The following is a 19,643-nucleotide window of genomic DNA, read 5'->3' as shown; positions in this document are numbered from 1 at the left end:
AACCATCACTAGCACAAGAATAAAGGAGTACACATGTCAGATACCGGAATATCACTCCCAGGGGCAGGCGGCGGTTTTAATTACGCCGATCTTTTAGATCGTTTGACCATCAATGCGGCCAAGCCATTGACGACGTTGGAGGCGCAACAAAAGTCGTATACCGCAAAATTATCGGCTTTTGGTACGTTGCAAAATGTGCTGAGCTCTTTTAAAAGTTCTGCGACGGCGTTGAGTGCCACTGGCTTGTTCCATAAATTGCAGATATCGACGAGCGGCACGGATGTTTTGAGTGCGTCGATAGGCACTGGCGCAGTGGCGGGCACATGGAAAGTGAATGTCAAAGCATTGGCAGCAGCACAAGCGTTGGCGACTGGTACGCAGGCCAGCTCAAATACATCGATCGGTGAGGGCAGTGTACAAATCGCATTAGGGAAGCTTGATGCGAACGGTAACTTTGTAGCCAATACCGATAAAGGCGGTACGCTTAATATCTCATCGCCAAAAAATACGATGGAAGATATTCGTGATGCGATCAATAAAGATAGCAAGCTAGGTGTTGATGCAACGATTGTTGACAATGGCTCGGGTAAGCAATTGGTATTGACATCTAAAGAGTCGAGTGAATCTTCCATCATGAAGATCACAGTGACTGACAGTGGCAGCGGCACAGGGTTATCGGATATGTTGAATTACGATCCTGAAGCTGCTGGTGCCAGCAACATGAAGCAGACGGTAGCGGCAAAGAATGCAGAGATTGAAGTGAATGGCATCACGATCACACGGCCGAACAATAATTTTTCAGATGCGATTCCAGGTATCACGCTCAATGTGACAGGCATCGGTGCCAGCACGGTGACCGTGCGCGGTGGAAATAAGAGCGAAGCCACAACCGCGATTCAAGGTTTTGTGACTGCATTTAATAAAATGCAAACTGAGTTTGATAATCTGAGTTCTTTCGATGCTGCGGCAGAGGATCCGAATAATCGTACCAAAGCACCGTTGAATGGTGACAGCACATTACGCAATATTCGCAATCAAATGCGCACCGGTATTAATGGTGCGGTATTGGGGACCATCGGAATCAGTATTGATGAGAAGGGCGTCATGAAAATTGACGACAAAAAGCTTAGCGACGCATTGGATAAAGATCCAGCGGCGGTTGCGAAGTTGTTTTCCGGTAGCGACGCTGAAATTGCTGACAAAAGTTTAGATGTAAAACCGGGGATTGCGAACAGCTTGATCGCCACCATTACCGATATTATCGATAAAGGTATGTTGAAAAACGCCAAAGCCGGTGTTGAAAGTAGTATCAAAACACTGGAGAAAAAACATAGTGCAATGGAAATCAGCATTCAGGCGGAGGTTGATCGCTACAAAGCGCAGTTTTCCGCGATGGACGTCTTGATGACGAAAATGAACGGTACGATGAATTATTTGACGCAGCAGTTTGAAGCGCTCAATTCGAAGAACTAAAAAGATATTGAATAGAAGAGTGAAAGAAGCGCGCCCATGTCTATGTATACGCCAACCTTAGCGGCGTCAAAGGTCGAGAAGAACCACTTTGCCAATGAAGCAGTCAACACTTATGCCAAGATCGGCCTTGAAACGGCGGTCTTGAGTGCATCGCCGCATCAATTGATTACGATGTTATTTGATGGTGCACAGACTGCCATTTATATGGCGCGCCATCACATGAGAAATAATGAAATTGCAGCAAAGGGGAAAGCCATTACCAAGGCCATCAATATCGTTGAGAATGGCTTGAAAAGTAGCCTGGATGCCAAAGCCGGTGGGAAAGCCGGGGCGCAATTAGTGACCAATCTGGCTGCGCTGTATGACTATATTGTGAAGCAATTAATGCTAGCTAATTTGCGCAATGATCCTGCATTGCTGGACGAAGCAGAGCGCTTGCTGGAGAGTGTAGGTTCTGCATGGCGTGAGATTGATGGAAAGCAGGGTACAGCGGTGCCATCTTTATAAAATACGAACGTTGCGTTGTTAAAAATCATGTAATTGCAATACATTTGATAGGTTAGTGAAATTAATGGAAGATAAAAGCGAAATTCTGCATTGCTACGAAAAAATGCTCCTACTCACAGCAAAAATGTTGGCGCTGGCGAACGCTGGCGAATGGGATGCCATGTCAAGTGTAGAGGCTGAATTTCGCGCTTGCGTCGAGCAGCTGAAGACCATAGTGCCATCTGATAATTTGAGCGCCGAGCAGTTGCAATATAAAAAACAGATGCTCCAGCAAATATTGGCTGATGATGCGCAAATTCGTCATTTAATGATGCCGGAAATGACGCGCCTTGGCGATTTGCTTGGGTATTTGCGGCAACGCCAAAATGTTAATCATGCATATGGTTATTAAAATCGATACTGCTGAACTGCCAATAGTAAAATTATTGTGAGCACTTTACCGCCTATCGTAAGTACGCTGGCTGCCACCGATCTGGTACCCGCGAAGCCGGCGACAACCATAGGTGCGCCGAATCCTGTTATCGGGACGGGAAAAATACTTAACGATGCGCGCCTATTGTCGCGCGCAGGTGCCGAACTACAGTTTGCGAATAGTTTTCTGCAGCAGACCCCTCGTTCTGGCGGGAGTAATGCGCCAGTCACTTCTAGCCATACCGCACTGAGTGTCGCTGCATCTGCCATTAGTGCGATTCTAAGCACATCAGACGGTATAAAGAGCCTTGTCATTACAGGACGGCATGCTTTGCTGTCTTTAGCCAACGGCGGCCGTTTACTGCCCATCTCATCTGACGCGACAGGAAAGCCTTCTGTTGCACCAACGACCGTTTCGGACTCCTCCATTGTTCCTGGTGCCAGTCAAACTGCCGCGGCATTTTCCACAGCACTGATGCGCGTGGTCACACACAGTGGTTTATTTTACGAATCGCATTTATTGCAATATGCATTTGGTCGTCGTCCTTTGGCACAAATATTATTGGAGCCGCAAGCGCGTTTAGGCAGTCTCGCGCAACGCTTTCCGGAATTGTTTTCGGAGCACCCGTCTGACGAAACACCGGAATGGTTGTTGGCAAGATCTGCAGTGTTAGCGCAATTGTCTAAATCGATGTCATTGCCTGTGATGATGCGGACGAACGCCGTTGCCGGCGATGACAGTGAGTCTGAGATTCATGCGCAGGATCAGAATGCAACAGATTTGTCAGACGGTGAAAGTGCCCAGCAGATATCGCGCCATGTTGCTGATAAGTTGTCGTCGACTTACGCGGCCGCGAATATCGGAATTAAGAACGTGGAATTGCTGCAAGCATCTAGTGTCGATGGCCACCCTGATATTGATGCAACTGATGCGAGTTTATCTTCATCTGCTTTTGTTTTTGGGCAGAAAAACGGCGCGGAAATGTCCGCCGATTTGATGGCCATGGTTCGTCACCAATTGGAAATATTAGCCACACCTCTGTTCCGCTGGCAAGGCGAGGCGTGGCCAGGTGCCGCGATGGAATGGGAGTTTGAGCGAACTGATGATGCCGGGCAAGATCAGCAAAAAAAAACGGCACAAGATGAAGCAATTACCCATTGGCGCAGTCGTATCAAAATGACTTTGCCGTTGCTAGGCCCAGTTGAGTTGCGTATTGACATACGCGACAACAATGTCCAGACATATCTTTATGCGCAGCAAGAGAACACTGTCGCGGTGATGCGAACAGCATTAGATCATTTACGTCAGCGCTTTAATGCAGGCGAGGTGAACTTGCGCACTTTAGAATTGGGCACTTTACCGGTGGATCAATAATGACCGATAGTCATAAGCAGAACGATCAAGCAGACGCAAGAATGCGGGCTGTTGCCTTATCTTCTGGCCGCAAAAATAATGACACAAACCTGGACGCGCCGATGGTGGTGGCCAAGGGATATGGCGTTACCGCGGAAGCTATCGTACAACGCGCTCGTGAGCATGGTTTGTATGTGCATGAATCAGCGGATTTAGTAAATTTGTTGATGCACGTCAACCTGGATCAACAGATTCCTCCTCAGATGTATCTTGTGGTTGCCGAACTATTGGCGTGGCTCTATGAAATTGAAGAGAGTCAAATTCACCTGCATAAAATTAAAGACAAGCAGTAGCCGCTCAATCCCCATAGAGTTGATATCAAACATAAATATATTTAGTTGCAAGTTCGAATGCAGCTGGTAAACTGCCGCGCTATTGATGTTGGTAGTTAGCACTAGCTCTACACATTTTGTTTGATTGTTCTTGCTGAAATGAAACGGTATTTGTTCGAATTTCTTTATCGCAACAAAATGACGGCAATTAAAGATATGAAAAATATAGATAAGTGATGCCACGTAATTAATTTGGTACACATCACAGTTGTTTTCGCATTCGTGGAAACTTAGAAATACGCGCAGCAGCTACTAGTGCAACTGGGTCTTCACCTTCTCGACAATGGCGAAGATGACCGTGGAAAATGGCAAATTAATTACGCTGCATTATTTATGTTTATAAAAGGTATCTGAAAAGCGATGGCAAAATATTTCATTTGTGGGCACGCCTATTTCGACGATGAGCATTTTGAGCTTACTTCCGCAAGCGAGCCGGAATACGTTATACATATTGGGGCAGCGGCAAGCCGTTGTCTGCTGATGTTAATCGAAGCAAAAGGGCAGATCGTTACAAAAAAAGACTTATTGGAGGGGGGCTGGGGGCAATACGGTAGCGTTGTTTCCAGTAATAACGTCAATCAGGCAGTCAGGCATATTCGTAAGTGTTTCGCCGCCTTAGATATTAGCGATGACAGCATCGTTACTATTCCGCGCATTGGCTATAAAACAGCCGACACATTTTTCGTAGGAGAATTGCTTGAAGCGGAACAATCCGCCTCCGCCTCCGCCTCTGTCTCCGCGTCTGCATTGCCGGTTTCGGCCGATGTAATTACGCAATCTGCAGATGTGCCGATGGCGATGGATTTGCCGGCTGAACCATCGCTGGTAAATAAGTTATTTACATGGTTCGTCGACTTGCGCCCACTTAAATTTCAGGTGGCAATTTTAGCGGTGTTGATAATGAGCGTCGTAACCGCGTATATGTTTGTCTCCATAAAAAAACATAAAAAAATACAAGCCGCTATCGTTGCGGCTTATAAACGCTTTCCGGATGAGATTGGCGTTCAGTACTATGTAGAAAAAGATTCTTCTGATAAAAAAGAGCTTTCTGAATTGAGAAAGCGTATGTTCGCAAGATTTCCCCCCATTTTGTCACGCTGAATTCTTATCGCAATGCGTATGTCGATGGCGCGATGTCTGATGAAATTAAGGGACGAAAAATAGCTTGCGTTCCGCATTTTCAGCACGTGAATGTAATTGGTTGTGAGGTTATACTCCGCACTATCGAATGACAAAGTGTGCTGCATTCTTCCAATACGCTTGCTAAGCTGCAAGCGACGCGTCAGCATATTTCCCGATTGAGCAGGAGCGGAAAACTCATGGCATCGACCACAAGCGACACTAAAAAAAACAGTGTGGATAGCGCTTGGACCATATTTTTGATTTTTCTGCGATTAGGATGTACATCGTTTGGTGGCCCAATTGCGCATTTGGGGTTCTTCCGATCAGAGTTTGTAACGCGTCGCCGATGGTTGAGTGAACGCAGTTTCGCCGACATTGTCGCGTTATGCCAGTTTCTTCCTGGGCCAGCAAGCAGTCAGGTTGGCATAGCGCTCGGATTATCTCGGGCCGGTTATGCCGGTGCGTTATGCGCCTGGGCCGGCTTTACATTGCCATTGGCGATCGTTATGACGCTGTTCGCTTTGGGTATATCAACATGGGGTAATGCTTTTCCGGCTGGCGCATTGCACGGCTTGAAAGTGGTCGCCGTCGCCGTGGTGGCACAAGCAGTATGGAGCATGGCACGCAATCTTTGCACGGATATACAACGCGTTAGCATTGCCGTAGCATCGGCTTGCGCCATCCTCGCGTGGCCGACTGCCTGGAGTCAAATTGGCGTGATGTGCATTGCTGCATTTGCAGGGTTATGGTTGCTCAAGCCATCACAAGCGTTACCTCACGATCCGCTGCCAATTTCGGCTAACCGTCGCGTAGGTTTTGTACTTCTGAGTCTATTTTTTTTCATCCTGATCGGCTTGCCCATTTTGGCGCAAGCGCTACCGGATCAGACATTGGCCATGTTCAACGCGTTCTATCGTGCGGGGGCATTGGTTTTCGGTGGCGGTCACGTAGTGCTGCCGCTACTGCAAGCGACAGTGGTACCGAATCATTGGGTCAATAATGACGTCTTCCTGGCCGGTTACGGCGCGGCGCAGGCTATGCCTGGCCCGTTGTCGACCTTTGCTGCTTTTCTGGGCGCTTCCATGCAGCGTACGCCCAGTGGCTGGATGGGGGCAGCGCTGTGCTTAATCGCCATTTTCTTGCCGTCATTTTTGTTAGTGCTTGGCACCATGCCGTTTTGGGAAGCATTGCGCCGCAGTGTACGTACCCAAGCTGCTCTTGCGGGAATTAATGCTGCCGTGGTTGGTGTGCTGTTGGCTGCGCTTTATCATCCGGTCTGGACCAGCGCGATATTGAAGCCTGTCGATTTTGAGTTGGCGCTGATTGCACTGGCGGCGCTGATGTTCTGGAAATTGCCACCCTGGCTGGTCGTCATTGGCTGCGGTGTCATCGGGTGGGCGCTAAGTTACGTTGCTTGAAGAAGGTGGATGTTAACGATCACGCCTATCGATATTTAAAGAATCGGGAATGCCCAAAAAGCCAAGCCAACCAGCACAATGAAAGCGCCGCTAAGAACTTCGCCATAACGTTCGAAGGCGCCGAATTTAACGCGCTGCAATCCCTCTGTCGAATACACGCAGAGCAGCACATAGGTCAAGATGGTGCTGGCGGCAAATACCAGTGCCATGATGATAATGAGGCTAACTCCATACTTTCCCGCAGCGAAGAATGCCGGAATACCTTCAATCATTGGCGATGAGCCGAGGATGAGTAGCAGCGCCGTGCGCGACGATGTTTTATGCCTGGCCTCTTTGCTGCTGTCATGGTGGTGACTGTGTTCGTGATGATCCCCGTGATGATGTTCATGCTCGGCAAAATTAGTGCGGTAGGAATGTATCTGCTCATCCTGAATTAGCGTCAAATTGACATCAAAACCATGCGGCTCTGGAATGTCGTCTACGGATTCCCAATATGCTCCACGTTGGACAAACGGGAAAGACTGGCGGGCGCCATCTGCGCGCAGAGTCTCAACCGTGATTGCTTTCGTCGCATCTGTTCCATTGGCTGTGAAACGGAAGCGTGGTGCTTGTCCAAGTTCATAAATTGAAAGTTCGAGATCACCGTGCTTTCCTTTAATCCTCTGCAGTTCCGGCCCGTGAATTTGATCGCCAGTATCTTTTGATTCATCTAGATGTGAGAAGTCGTGCGTATGTCCATGCGCGCCGTGACTATACGCATGACCATCGCCAGAACGTAGCGCTAGCCACGACGAGATAGCAATCCATAAGCCAAAAGCAATCAACGCAATACTTGAAATGGTGTCAATCCAATGGCCAAATTTATCGGCAACAGCGACGCCAGCCAGCCAGACAATCGCCGCCAGAATAAGTGTCGTGACGACATGCCCGGTGCCTGCCTTAAGTGCCGCGCGTGCAGTTTCACCACGGGTCCATCCCCGTTGGCGCGCTATGAGCGTGATGGGCACCCAATGATCTGGAACGATAGTGTGTAGCACACCGACGAGTAAAACCGAACCTACCAGCAATTCTGCTGAACCGGTTTCTAAAAACTGGAAAGAGAGAAAACTCATTGCATGCCTTATAGGTATTTACTAATTTCTTTAAACTCTGCCAGAGCGGCTTTGCTGGTGTTGGCATCGCTGTCCATTTGCGCTTCCAGGCAGTGATCTACATGGTCATGTATGAGTGCTTTCTTTGCATTCGTGATGGCTTTTTCGATGGCGTGAAGCTGCTGTGCGAGCTCAACGCAATTTCGACCAGCCTCAATCATCGCGATGGTGCTGCGCAGATGTCCTTCGGCGCGTTTTAAGCGAAGAACAATATTGGTGTGAGATTCGTGGGGAGGATGTTTTTTCATGATTCATCCTATCCCCCTGGGGGGGGATGTGTCAATCAAAGATGTTGGAAAGCATTTTCGGCGCCGATTTCATTGTTGCGTCGCACCAACGGGTAGTAAAGAACGATTTTGTTATCTGACGCAATCCGGTAAAACAATTTCCGCATACGCTCAGGCGTTTTTCTTATTGGACGCCCGACTTGCCTCCACGCTATAGTTTTTTCTTGGCAACCGACGACAGCCACAAGCTGACGTCAACTGCGCTATCAGAGAGGTGATTCATGTCGTCTATCGCGACTATAGCAGCGGATGTAAGTCAGGCAGATCTGTTATCCCGGGTCTTGCCGGCGCATCGTATCAATACGGACCAGGAAGCGCTGGATATTGCGCGCGAGCTGGCCGCCGAGTTCCGGGTCGACGCCAGCGCGCGCGATCGCGAGCGTCGCCTGCCTTGGGTGGAAATCGAGAAATTTTCCGCCAGCGGACTGGGCGGCATTACGGTGCCGCGCGAGTTTGGCGGTGCCCAGGTTTCCTACCGCACGCTGGCAGAAGTATTCCGTTTGCTGTGTGCCGCCGATCCGGCGCTGGGCCAAATCCCGCAAAACCATTTCGGTATCCTCGGCGTGGTAGCGCACAGCGCGGACGCCGCGCAAAAGGCGCGCATCTATGGCGACGTGCTGAGCGGTCAGCGCATCGGCAACGCGGGACCGGAACGCGGTACCAAGAACATTCTGGAGATGAAGGCGCGCCTGACCGAAACGCCAAATGGCTACCGCCTCAACGGCAAGAAATTCTATTCTACCGGTGCCTTGTTCGCGCATTGGGTCCCGGTCAAGGCGTTGGATGAGCAGGGCCAGCCGGTGCTGGTGTTCGTCAAGCGTGGCACGTCTGGTCTGACTATCATCGACGACTGGTCGGGGTTCGGCCAGCGCACTACCGCTAGCGGCACGGTGCTGTTGGAAAATCTGGCAGTGGCCGCGGAAAACGTGCTGTCGCTACGGAAGCTGGCCGAGCAGGCCAGCATTCAGGGGCCGGCCTCGCAGCTGATTCAGGCTGCGATCGACGCTGGGATCGCTGCTGCCGCCATCGAAGATACAGTGCTGTTCGTCCGTACCCGTTCGCGGCCTTGGGCCGATAGCGGCGTCGAGCGCGCCAGCGATGATCCTTACGTCATCAGCGATATCGGCGACTTGAAAATTCGCCTGCATGCCGCCAATGCACTGCTGGTGAAAGCAGCGGTGGCGCTGGATCAGATTTCCAGCGTGGAGATTGATGCTGACGCTTCTGCACGTGCCTCGATCGCCGTCGCTAAAGCAAAGGTGCTGACTACCGAGATTGCGTTGCTCGCTAGCGAGAAACTGTTTGAACTGGCTGGCTCGGCATCTACTCTGGCAGAACATAACCTGGACCGCCACTGGCGAAATGCCCGTACCCATACCTTGCACGATCCGGTACGCTGGAAGCTGCACGCCATCGGCAACTACCTGCTGAACGACATCGCGCCCGCACACCATTCCTGGAACTGACATCATGACGACTTCAATTAATGCCGCTACCGGACCGGTGGTGCGCATCCTCGACGATATTCAGGCTATTGCCGCAGCGCGCGCGCTGGCAGCCTCATTTACACGCGAAGCCAGCAAGCGTGACAGCGAACGGCGGCTGCCACTACATGAGCTGGAACAGTTTTCCCGCTCAGGCCTGTGGGGAATATCGGTGCCGCGTGCCTATGGCGGTGCTGGTGTCTCGCACGCTACGCTGGCTGAAGTGATCGCCACGATTGCCGCTGCCGACGGCTCGCTGGGACAGATTCCGCAAAACCATTTCTATGCGGTCGAGATTCTGCGGGTCAATGGCAGCGAAGCGCAAAAGCGCTATTATTTCGAACGTATCCTGGCCGGTGAACGTTTCGGCAACGCCTTGGCGGAACTCGGCACGCGCACCTCGCAAGAGCGACGCACTCGCCTTAGTAAGGATGGTCAGGGTTTCCGTATCAATGGACGTAAATTCTATGCAACCGGGGCGCTGTACGCGCACCGGATTCCGGTTTCGGTGATCGACGACGACGGCGTCCAGCAACTGGCCATTGTCAAGCGCGATGCCGAGGGCGTCGACGTGATTGACGACTGGTCCGGTTTCGGCCAACGCACTACCGGCAGCGGTTCCGTGGTGTTCGCCAATGTGTGGGTGACAGCAGAAGAAGTGCTGCCGTTTCAGAGCGCTTTTGAGCGACCGACTTCACTTGGCCCGGTGGCGCAATTGCTGCATGCAGCGATCGATATCGGCATTGCCCGCGCCGCCTTGCACGACGCCGCAGCATTCGTACGTACCCGCTCGCGCGCCTGGATCGATAGCAAGGTGGAACGTGCCATCGACGATCCTCTCACGGTTCAGGAGTTCGGCAACCTGGCAGTGCGACTGGCCGGCGCGGAAGCATTGCTGGAACTGGCCGGTGCGGCAGTCGACGTTGCGGCTTTGAATCCGACGGTGGCATCAGTAGCAGCTGCTTCGATAGCAGTGGCGGAAGCACGCGTGCTGAGCACCGAAATATCGCTGGCTGCTGGCAGCAAGCTGTTCGAGCTGGCTGGCACGCAAGCAACGCTGGTGGAGCACAATCTCGACCGCCATTGGCGCAACGCCCGCACCCATACCTTGCACGATCCGGTGCGCTGGAAGTATCACGCGGTAGGCAACTACTATCTCAACGAAAAAAATCCGCCGCGCCACGGTGCCATCTGATCAATACTAAATAAGCCTATGTCGAAGAAGCAAATTCGCCTCAACGCCTTCAACATGAATTGCGTCGGGCATATTAATCATGGCTTGTGGACGCACCCGCGCGACCGTTCTACCGATTACACCAGCATTGAATACTGGACCGAGCAGGCCAGATTGCTGGAACGCGGCAAGTTCGACGGTCTGTTTTTGGCCGATATCGTCGGTGTCTACGATGTCTATCAAGATTCAGCCGACCTGACCGCACGAGAAGCTATCCAGTTGCCAGTCAACGACCCCTTGTTGCTGGTGTCGGCGATGGCTGCGGTTACCAGGCATCTCGGTTTCGGTGTCACCGTTAACCTGACCTACGAAGCGCCGTATCTGTTTGCGCGCCGAATGTCGACCCTCGATCACCTGACACGTGGCAGGATAGGCTGGAATATTGTCACCGGCTATCTGGACAGCGCGGCGCGTGCCATGGGATTGAGCGAGCAGCCGGAACACGATGCCCGCTATGAACGGGCGGAAGAATTCATGCAGGTGCTCTACAAGCTATGGGAAGGCAGTTGGGAAGATGGCGCGCTACTGCGCGATCGCCAGCGCCGCATCTTTGCCGATCCGGCCAAGGTGCACCGCATCAAGCATCGCGGTGAACACTACGAGGTAGACGGTTACCATCTCAGCGAGCCATCACCGCAACGCACGCCGGTGCTGTATCAGGCCGGCGCTTCGGATCGTGGTCAGCAGTTTGCCGCCGCCCATGCCGAATGCGTATTCATCTCCAGCCAGAAGCCGGAGGCAGCGCGCAAGCTGGTGCATGATCTGCGCGATCAGGCACAGCTAGCCGGTCGCCAGCGCAATGATCTGAAAATCTTCATGGGTGTCTCGGTCATCGTTGCCCCGACTGCCGCCGAAGCGCGCGAGAAATATGTCGAATACTGCCGCTATGCGAATCCGGAAGCCGGCCTTGCGCACTTCGCTGCCGGTACTGGCTTCGATTTTTCCAGGTATGGTATTGATGAAGCAATCAGGCCAGCCGCCAGCAATGCCATTCAGTCCTCCGCCAAAGCGGTCAGCGCCGCCGATGCTGGCTGGACAGTGCGCAAGCTGCTTGACCAACTGGCGCTGGGCGGGCGTTACGTTACCATCGTCGGCTCACCGCAGCAGGTGGCCGATCAGCTGGAAGCGTGGGTCAGAGACACCGATATCGACGGCTTCAACCTTACGCGCACCGTGGCGCCTGAAAGTTTCGAGGACTTTGTCAATCTGGTGATTCCGGAACTGCAAGCACGTGGTTCTTATAAGCTGGATTATGAAGACGGGACATTACGCGAGAAGTTGTTTGAGGCCAGGCAGCCGCTCTTACCCGCGCGGCATCCGGCTGCCCGCTACCGCCGAGGCTAAATTTTTAAAATCCGTTCGGCGGACTTGTTTATAGATATCTAGTAATTTCTTTAAACTCTGCCGGAGTTGCTTTGCTAGTTTTGGCACCGCTGTCCATTTGTGCTTCCAGGCAGTGAGCTATATGGTCATGTATGAGTGCTTTCTTCGCATTCGTGATGGCTTTTTCGATGGCGTGAAGTTGTTGGGCGAGTTCAACACAAATCCGGCCAGCCCCAATCATCTCTCTGATTACTCGCAAAAAAGCGGGCTTGATTGCTGCCATTTCGGAGCAGATTCAATTCTCTATTCTGTCTTTGATGGTGCGCAGAGAACGTAACTGCGCATGTATATATTATTAAATGACAACTTCAACAATGAAAAATTTTGTCTTGACTGAAATTGTAGTGTGACTATAATTTGCCTCACTTTATCATGTGACGATGACAACTATTAACGGCCAAAATAGGCCGGCAGGTAAAGTCGAGGAGACAAAATGGGTATGCCCGAATTGGGACGCACTATCCGTGCGCGACGCCATAAAATCAAAAAAACGCTGGTCCAGATTGCGGAAGAAACAGGCTTGACTGCGGGTTTCCTATCGCAATTGGAGCGCAATCAAACCAGTGCTTCGATTTCCTCATTAGTTGTTATCGCCAAAGCACTCAACATCGCGGTAAGCGATTTGGTAGAACAGCCTGCACAAGCACTGCCTGATACGTACCAGGGACAAAGAAAACCATATTCAGTCATTAATGGGCAGGTGCGCTATGAGCGCTTGTCGACGGTATTCCCGGGAAGCCAGATTCATTCGGTGAAATTTACTATGCCGATGGGTTATAAATCAGAGACCGTTTCACACGAGGGTGATGAAATGGTATTTGTGTTAAGCGGTAAAGTGGAATATGCGGTTGGGATGGAACGATATGTGCTTAATGTTGGTGATAGTTTACATTTTGATGCGAATATCCCCCACAGCGTGGAGGTATTGCTGCATCAAAATCAACAGGCTGAACTAATTTGGATGGGAACAACGAAGTTGTTTGAAGAGTTTGTTCAAATTTCTACAAGTAAGAGCCGCAAAAGCAGCAGCGGCGGGCATCAGGTTTTCAAAGGTGGTACAGAGTTTTTTAACGTAGATGTAAAAGCAGTGGGTGTATAAATATAAGGTGTGCGTGATTTAACGTAATGTTTGACGGGATATTTCATAAACGCAGCTGAAATGCATGGCATTGCCATATCAACCAAGCAACCAAGCAACCAAGAAAGAGACCAAAGATGAAAAAAAATCTACAATTCGCAGCTAAGGTAGGACTTGTCGCTGTTTTGAGTACCTGTGCCGGCTTCGCTGCCGCACAAGCGAAAAAAACTCTGGTGTATTGCTCCGAGGCGAGCCCTGAAGGTTTCAGTCCACAGCTCTATACCACTGGTACCACGTTTGATGCTTCTGCCAATCCGATTTATAACCGCCTGGTTGATTTCGAGCTTGGTACAACCAACATCAAACCTTCGTTAGCAGAGTCGTGGGAAATTTCACAAGATGGTTTGACCTACACTTTCAAGCTGCGTAAAGGCGTCAAATTCCACAGCAATGCCAAATTCAAGCCGACCCGTGACTTCAATGCGGATGATGTCGTGTTTACATTTAGCCGTATGGGCGACCCTAAAAATCCATACAATAAATTAGCGGTTGGTCAAACCTTTGGCTACTACCTCGATATGGGTCTTGACAAGATTATCGACAAAGTAGAGAAGGTTGATGACAACACAGTGGTATTTAAACTCAAACATGCTGAAGCGCCATTCCTGGCTGACTTGGTGATGTCGTTTGCTTCCATCTATTCAGCAGAATATGCTGGCAATATGCAGAAGCAGAACAATATGACGGCGATCGACACCGATCCAATTGGTACCGGTCCGTTTGAATTTGTTTCATATCAAAAAGATGCGGTGATACGCTACAAAGCATTTGATGCTTATTGGAATGGTCGCCCAAAACTGGATAGCTTAATTTACGCCATCACACCGGATGCATCGGTACGTTACGCTAAATTGAAAGCGAATGAATGCCAGGTAATGTCCTATCCGAAGCCAGCCGATTTAGCGTTGATGAAGGCGGACGCCAATGTCAATCTGATCTCCAAGCCAGGTATGAACATTGGTTACATCGCTTTTAACGTCAATAAAAAACCATTTGATAACAAACTGGTGCGTCAAGCTTTGAGCATGGCAATCGATAAGGCAAGTATCCTCAAAACGGTGTATCAAGGTGCAGGCCAACCGGCTAAAAATTTGATACCACCAACACTGTGGTCATACAACGACAAGGTCCAGGATTATGCTTACGACCCGGTAAAAGCGAAGGCTTTGCTGGCTAAGGCCGGTTATCCAAACGGCGTAGAAATCGAAATGTGGTATCTGCCAGTACAGCGTCCTTACATGCCTGATGGTAAGCGTGCGGGTGAGTTGATTCAGTCCGATTGGGCCAAAATTGGCGTGAAAGTAAAGCTGACGACTTATGAATGGGGCGAGTACCTCAAGCGTAGCAAGGTCGGCGATCAGCAATCGATGATGTTTGGTTGGTCCGGTGACAATGGCGATCCAGATAACTTCTTTGGCAATTTACTCAGTTGCGACGGTGTTAAGGGCGGCGGCAACGTTGCGCGCTGGTGTGACAAAGATTTCGATGCGCTGATCCAAAAAGCTAAGCTGACATCGAAACAAGCTGATCGTGCAGCCTTGTACGAAAAAGCTCAGGTCATTGCGCATGAAGAAGCGCCAATGATTGATATTGCACACTCAGTGGGATTTGTGCCAGTGCGTAAAAATGTGCTGAATTTCAAAATTCCAGCGACGCCATACGCCTTCTTCTTTGATAAGGTTGATTTGGCTAAGTAAGGTAAATACGTAAGCTAAGTAAGTAAGCTAAGTCACTCAATCAGCGTAAGGTGGGCATGTTTTTTGTGCTCACCTTACACAATTTTAGTTTTCCTTCAGCAGGTACTCTCAATGTTTGGATTTCTCCTGCGGCGTCTTGGCTTGGTCATACCGACCTTTCTAGGCATTACGCTGCTCGTATTTTTATTGATCCATTTGATTCCCGGAAATGCGGTTGAAGCGTTATCCGGAGAGCGCGGTATGGATCCGGTGCGTTATGCGCAAATGATGCACGACTTTGGGCTGGATCAACCGCTCTATGTGCAATATTTTTCTTATCTCGGCAAAGTATTTCATGGCGATTTAGGTATGTCTGTGACCACCCATGAATCGGTGCTGACAGAATTTTTGGCGCTGTTTCCAGCAACGTTGGAACTGGCCACTTGTGCAATGTTATTCGCCTTGATCATTGGTATTCCAGCCGGTATTTTGGCAGCTTTAAAGCGCAATACCGTACTTGATTATTCAGTGATGGGCGCGTCGCTCACCGGTTATTCGATGCCGGTCTTTTGGTGGGCGCTATTGCTCATTTTATTATTTTCCGTGACCTTGGGTTGGACGCCCGTCTCGGGGCGGATCGATCTTCTATTCGATATTCCGCCAGTGACCGGTTTCATGTTGATTGACAGTTTGTTGGCTGGCGATCCTGGGGCATTTAAATCGGCTGTGTCGCATTTGATCTTGCCAACTATTGCATTGGGCACTATTCCGCTGGCGGTGATTGCGCGGATGACGCGTTCGGCCATGCTGGAAGTATTACGTGAAGATTACGTCCGTACCGCGCGTGCGAAAGGCTTGTCGCCCTGGCGCGTAGTTGGTGTGCATGCGTTGCGTAATGGCTTGATCCCGGTGGTAACGGTGATCGGCTTACAGGTCGGCACTTTGCTGGCAGGCGCAATTTTAACGGAAACAATTTTCTCATGGCCGGGTATCGGCAAATGGCTGGTTGGCGCAATTCAGCGTCGCGACTATCCGGTGGTGCAGGGCGGGATTCTGCTTTCTGCCACTATCATCATCATCGTCAATTTGATCGTGGATCTGTTGTACGGCGTGATTAATCCTCGTATACGGCATCGCAAATGAGTAACCCATCTATCAATACATCGACTTCATCATCGGCACCATTAAAGCCGTCTGCCGCAGTTGCTGCGCCACCGAAACCACTACGCGAATTCTGGGGCTATTTCAGCCAGAATCGCGGCGCCGTAATCGGCCTGGCAATTGTCTGCCTGATGGTGCTGATGGCGCTGTTTGCAGATCTGATTGCGCCGCATTCGGCTATCGACCAATATCGCGAGGCGATTTTAGTCCCGCCATTCTGGCAAGACGGCGGCTCGATGAAATTCTTGCTTGGCACCGATCCGGTAGGCCGCGATATGTTGTCGCGTTTGATCCACGGAGCACGTCTGTCGCTGATCATCGGTCTGGTATCGGTATCTCTGTCCATGATCTTAGGCGTTATTCTCGGCCTGTTCGCCGGCTATTTCCGTGGCATGGTGGAAGTGGCGATCATGCGTTTGATGGACATCATGCTGGCACTGCCAAGTTTGTTATTGGCCATTGCAGTGGTCGCTATTCTCGGCCCAGGTTTGATGAATGCCATGTACGCGATTGCGATTGTGATGTTGCCGCACTATACGCGACTGACACGCGCTGCAGTAATCGGCGAAATGGAAAAAGACTACGTCAGCGCATCACGGATTGCCGGTGCCAGTAAGTGGCGAATTATGTTCAATTGTGTTTTGCCAAACTGCGCGGCGCCGTTGATTGTGCAAGCAACTCTGGGATTTTCTTCGGCGATTCTGGATGCCGCGGCGTTGGGCTTTCTCGGTCTTGGCGCGCAACCACCGACGCCGGAATGGGGGTCTATGTTGGCCAGCGCTTTGGAATTTATTCAAAGTGCATGGTGGGTCGTCACATTCCCAGGATTAGCAATTTTGATCTCGGTACTGGCGTTTAATTTGATGGGTGATGGCTTGCGTGATGCGCTGGATCCAAAACTCAAACGTTAAGTCAAGCGCTAAGAAAGAGAAAACAACATGGCATTACTAGAAATTAAAAACCTTGGCGTTCAATTCGGTTCACCGGCATCGCCTTTTATTGCGGTCGATGGACTTGATCTGAATATTGAAGCGGGGGAAGTGGTCGGCATCGTAGGTGAATCCGGTTCTGGAAAAAGCGTCACTTCTCTGGCCTTGATGGGACTGATTGATTATCCCGGCAGAGTCAATGCCGAGCGAATGGCGTTTGATGGCAAAGACTTGCTGAAGATGCCGGAGAAGCAACGACGCAGCATGTTGGGTAAAGATATCGCGATGATCTTCCAGGATCCGATGACTAGCCTGAATCCATCATTTACTGTTGCTTATCAATTGATAGAAACTTTGCGTGTACATCAAGGCGGTTCACAGAAAGAATTGCGCGCAAAAGCACTGGCATTATTGAAGCAAGTCGATATTCCTGATCCGGAACGTCGACTCGATGCTTATCCGCATCAACTATCCGGCGGCATGAGTCAACGTGTGATGGTAGCGATTGCGATTGCCTGTAACCCACGTTTGTTAATCGCTGATGAACCAACGACGGCGCTCGATGTAACGGTGCAGGCACAAATGCTGGAACTGTTATTGCAGTTGCAGCGCGATCGTGGCATGGCCTTGATGCTGATTACTCACGATCTGAGCGTGGTTGCGCAGACCGCGCAAAGGGTAGTGGTGATGTATGCCGGTCGCGTGGTGGAAACTGGCCGAGTACCCGATATCTTTAACGCGCCTCAACATCCTTATACCCAGGCTTTATTGGCGGCACTACCAGAGCACAATATAGGTCGTGCGCGCCTGCAAACTATTCCTGGTGTCGTACCGGGACAATACGATAGGCCGCAGGGTTGTCTGTTAAGCCCGCGTTGCAGCTATGCGACTACCCGTTGTCGGGATGAAAGTCCGGCGTTGGCTGGGACAGATGGCATGCAAGTACGTTGCCATTACCCACTCACAGCTGACGGAAAGCCTGGCAATGATTGGCAAGCTATTCCGCTTAATCAGTTATTGAATCGGAAGGCAGCATGATGAATACACTAAGCAATGCAAGTAAGGCAAGCAACACAAACGACAAACAAAACGTTTTACTGGAAGCGAAAAACCTTAGTAAGCATTATAGCGTCGGGCAAGGACTGTTCAAGCCCAAAGCAACGGCCAAAGCACTGGATGGCATTTCTTTTGTATTAACCGCAGGGAAAACCTTGGCAGTGGTAGGGGAGTCCGGTTGCGGAAAATCGACTCTGGCGCGTCAAATCACGATGATAGAGCCACCAACCGGCGGTGAGTTATGGATGGATGGCGCCAACATCGCCCATGCCGACCATGCGACGTTAAAACGCGTGCGGCCGTTAGTGCAAATGGTGTTTCAAAATCCTTACGCCAGTTTAAATCCGCGTAAAAAAGTCAGCGCCATGCTGGAAGAGCCGTTGATTATCAATACCAAACTGAGTCAGGTTGAGCGCAGCGAAAAAGCGCAGGCGATGATGGCAAAAGTGGGGTTGCGACCCGAGCATTACAATCGCTATCCACATATGTTTTCCGGTGGTCAGCGCCAGCGTGTCGCGATTGCCCGTGCTTTGATGCTTGATCCGAAAATCATCGTTGCCGATGAACCGGTATCGGCATTGGATGTGTCGATTCAGGCGCAAGTGTTGAATCTGCTCATGGATTTGCAAGAGGCTAGCGGCGTTGCTTATCTATTTATTTCGCATAACTTATCGGTAGTAGAGCATATCGCCGACGACGTTTTGGTGATGTATCTCGGCAAAGCAGTAGAGCATGGTAGCAAGGAGCAGATATTCAGTCGCCCGTTGCATCCTTATACCAAAGCTTTATTGGCCAGCACGCCAAGGATAGACCCGGCACAACGCCAACAAAAAATGATGTTGCCGGGTGAGTTGCCATCGCCGTTAGCGCCACCGCCAGGTTGTAGTTTCAACAACCGCTGTCCGCATGCAGTGGATCGCTGCCGTCAAGAAGTGCCATTACTGCAAATGTTTGAGGGGCGTTTGGTGGCTTGTCATCGCGTTGCAGAGATTAATTAATCGGCAATGAATTAATCGTATTCACGATTTGATCGGCGCGGAAGTCGGGCTGAAGTAATACCTTCCAATACTTGAATTATTGGAAGGTATTACGTCGAATTTGCTTTCGTGCACTTGTTATTTTGTTACCGGTTGTACATGATTTTGTTACATGTTGTATACTACGACCTCTGTTATTCTTCGCGATGTAGTTATCGTTCGTATTTCCCATAAGTAAAGTGCAAACAATGTAAGGCTGATTCACGAGATGTAATTAGCTTGGTTTTTGCTATTTTTATCATATCTGCAATGCTCAGCGAGCTTATGCACGACAGCAGTATCAGTATCCTTCAAGCTGGTTGATATAGTAATAATGCCCTTCATAAAGTGAGGTCGCTTTAGCCATATAAATGGTCTTATCAGTGCAGTATCTTCATTAATTTTCTTGCATCATTTATTTTTTGAATGATAAGAATATTCATTAGAAAGA

General features: G+C 50.2%; 19 protein-coding genes. 16 read left to right on the top strand and 3 right to left on the bottom strand.

All coding sequences use genetic code 11. From position 1 onward, the window contains the following. Positions 1–33: 33 nt before the first annotated feature. The 7 genes from fliD (at position 34) to chrA (ending at position 6,677) form a co-directional block, all read left to right on the top strand. Entirely contained in the window at positions 34–1,473 is a 1,440-nt protein-coding gene (gene fliD / locus GEV47_RS01910) for a flagellar filament capping protein FliD (protein WP_153233014.1), read from the top strand. Positions 1,474–1,515: 42 nt separating this feature from the next. Next, positions 1,516–1,980 carry a flagellar export chaperone FliS gene (fliS, locus tag GEV47_RS01905; RefSeq protein WP_153233745.1) on the top strand — a complete coding sequence of 155 codons (465 nt, stop codon included), beginning with the start codon at positions 1,516–1,518 and terminating at the stop codon, positions 1,978–1,980. Between the two features lie 103 nt (positions 1,981–2,083). Further along, positions 2,084–2,371 carry a flagellar protein FliT gene (locus GEV47_RS01900; protein ID WP_194270551.1) on the top strand — a complete coding sequence of 96 codons (288 nt, stop codon included), beginning with the start codon at positions 2,084–2,086 and terminating at the stop codon, positions 2,369–2,371. Positions 2,372–2,407: 36 nt separating this feature from the next. Continuing rightward, complete coding sequence (gene fliK, locus GEV47_RS01895) at positions 2,408–3,766, top strand: flagellar hook-length control protein FliK (protein WP_153233012.1); 1,359 nt, start codon at positions 2,408–2,410, stop codon at positions 3,764–3,766. Beyond that, complete coding sequence (locus tag GEV47_RS01890; RefSeq protein WP_407646180.1) at positions 3,766–4,098, top strand: EscU/YscU/HrcU family type III secretion system export apparatus switch protein; 333 nt, start codon at positions 3,766–3,768, stop codon at positions 4,096–4,098. Before fliK ends, GEV47_RS01890 begins: the two co-directional genes overlap by 1 nt. A gap of 399 nt (positions 4,099–4,497) precedes the next feature. Further along, complete coding sequence (locus tag GEV47_RS01885; protein WP_153233011.1) at positions 4,498–5,238, top strand: winged helix-turn-helix domain-containing protein; 741 nt, start codon at positions 4,498–4,500, stop codon at positions 5,236–5,238. A gap of 218 nt (positions 5,239–5,456) precedes the next feature. After that, entirely contained in the window at positions 5,457–6,677 is a 1,221-nt protein-coding gene (gene chrA / locus GEV47_RS01880) for a chromate efflux transporter (protein ID WP_153233010.1), read from the top strand. A gap of 35 nt (positions 6,678–6,712) precedes the next feature. Here chrA and GEV47_RS19335 read toward each other — a convergent pair whose 3' ends face one another. Together GEV47_RS19335 and GEV47_RS01870 are read right to left on the bottom strand one after the other, a co-directional pair. After that, entirely contained in the window at positions 6,713–7,789 is a 1,077-nt protein-coding gene (locus GEV47_RS19335; RefSeq protein ID WP_194270550.1) for a sulfite exporter TauE/SafE family protein, read from the bottom strand. An 8-nt stretch (positions 7,790–7,797) separates the two neighbouring features. Then, a complete protein-coding gene (locus tag GEV47_RS01870; RefSeq protein WP_153233009.1) occupies positions 7,798–8,076 on the bottom strand; it encodes a metal-sensing transcriptional repressor in 279 nt (92 codons plus the stop codon). A 260-nt stretch (positions 8,077–8,336) separates the two neighbouring features. Here GEV47_RS01870 and GEV47_RS01865 point away from each other — a divergent pair, with 260 nt between their 5' ends. Genes GEV47_RS01865 through GEV47_RS01855 form a run of 3 tightly spaced genes read left to right on the top strand, consistent with a single transcriptional unit; the run spans position 8,337 to position 12,177 of the window. Beyond that, complete coding sequence (locus GEV47_RS01865) at positions 8,337–9,581, top strand: SfnB family sulfur acquisition oxidoreductase (RefSeq protein ID WP_153233008.1); 1,245 nt, start codon at positions 8,337–8,339, stop codon at positions 9,579–9,581. A 4-nt stretch (positions 9,582–9,585) separates the two neighbouring features. Further along, on the top strand, positions 9,586–10,794 hold the full coding sequence (locus tag GEV47_RS01860; RefSeq protein WP_153233007.1) for an SfnB family sulfur acquisition oxidoreductase: 1,209 nt from the start codon (positions 9,586–9,588) through the stop codon (positions 10,792–10,794). Positions 10,795–10,812: 18 nt separating this feature from the next. Continuing rightward, positions 10,813–12,177: an LLM class flavin-dependent oxidoreductase gene (locus tag GEV47_RS01855; RefSeq protein WP_153233006.1), complete on the top strand. Its 1,365-nt coding sequence runs from the start codon at positions 10,813–10,815 to the stop codon at positions 12,175–12,177. Between the two features lie 28 nt (positions 12,178–12,205). Here GEV47_RS01855 and GEV47_RS01850 read toward each other — a convergent pair whose 3' ends face one another. Further along, positions 12,206–12,439, bottom strand: a complete 234-nt coding sequence (locus tag GEV47_RS01850) for a metal-sensing transcriptional repressor (protein WP_153233005.1) — start codon at positions 12,437–12,439, stop codon at positions 12,206–12,208. Between the two features lie 225 nt (positions 12,440–12,664). Between GEV47_RS01850 and GEV47_RS01845 the strand changes: the two genes are divergently transcribed. The 6 genes from GEV47_RS01845 to GEV47_RS01820 all read left to right on the top strand — a co-directional run bounded on the left by GEV47_RS01845 (position 12,665) and on the right by GEV47_RS01820 (position 19,174). After that, on the top strand, positions 12,665–13,315 hold the full coding sequence (locus tag GEV47_RS01845; RefSeq protein WP_194270549.1) for a helix-turn-helix domain-containing protein: 651 nt from the start codon (positions 12,665–12,667) through the stop codon (positions 13,313–13,315). 116 nt (positions 13,316–13,431) lie between these two features. After that, on the top strand, positions 13,432–15,051 hold the full coding sequence (locus GEV47_RS01840; RefSeq protein ID WP_153233003.1) for an ABC transporter substrate-binding protein: 1,620 nt from the start codon (positions 13,432–13,434) through the stop codon (positions 15,049–15,051). Between the two features lie 111 nt (positions 15,052–15,162). After that, entirely contained in the window at positions 15,163–16,173 is a 1,011-nt protein-coding gene (locus tag GEV47_RS01835; RefSeq protein WP_153233002.1) for an ABC transporter permease subunit, read from the top strand. After that, the gene (locus GEV47_RS01830) at positions 16,170–17,102 is read left to right on the top strand and encodes an ABC transporter permease subunit (RefSeq protein WP_153233001.1); all 933 of its coding nucleotides are present in this window, start codon (positions 16,170–16,172) and stop codon (positions 17,100–17,102) included. Before GEV47_RS01835 ends, GEV47_RS01830 begins: the two co-directional genes overlap by 4 nt. Positions 17,103–17,129: 27 nt before the next feature. Continuing rightward, positions 17,130–18,158, top strand: a complete 1,029-nt coding sequence (locus GEV47_RS01825; protein WP_153233000.1) for an oligopeptide/dipeptide ABC transporter ATP-binding protein — start codon at positions 17,130–17,132, stop codon at positions 18,156–18,158. Beyond that, the gene (locus tag GEV47_RS01820; RefSeq protein WP_153233743.1) at positions 18,158–19,174 is read left to right on the top strand and encodes a peptide ABC transporter ATP-binding protein; all 1,017 of its coding nucleotides are present in this window, start codon (positions 18,158–18,160) and stop codon (positions 19,172–19,174) included. Before GEV47_RS01825 ends, GEV47_RS01820 begins: the two co-directional genes overlap by 1 nt. Positions 19,175–19,643: the final 469 nt, after the last annotated feature.

This window comes from Glaciimonas soli, from assembly GCF_009497155.1.
Lineage (GTDB): Bacteria > Pseudomonadota > Gammaproteobacteria > Burkholderiales > Burkholderiaceae_D > Glaciimonas > Glaciimonas soli.
The sequence above is the reverse complement of the archived record's forward strand: the minus strand, read 5'-3'. Positions and strand labels throughout refer to the sequence as shown.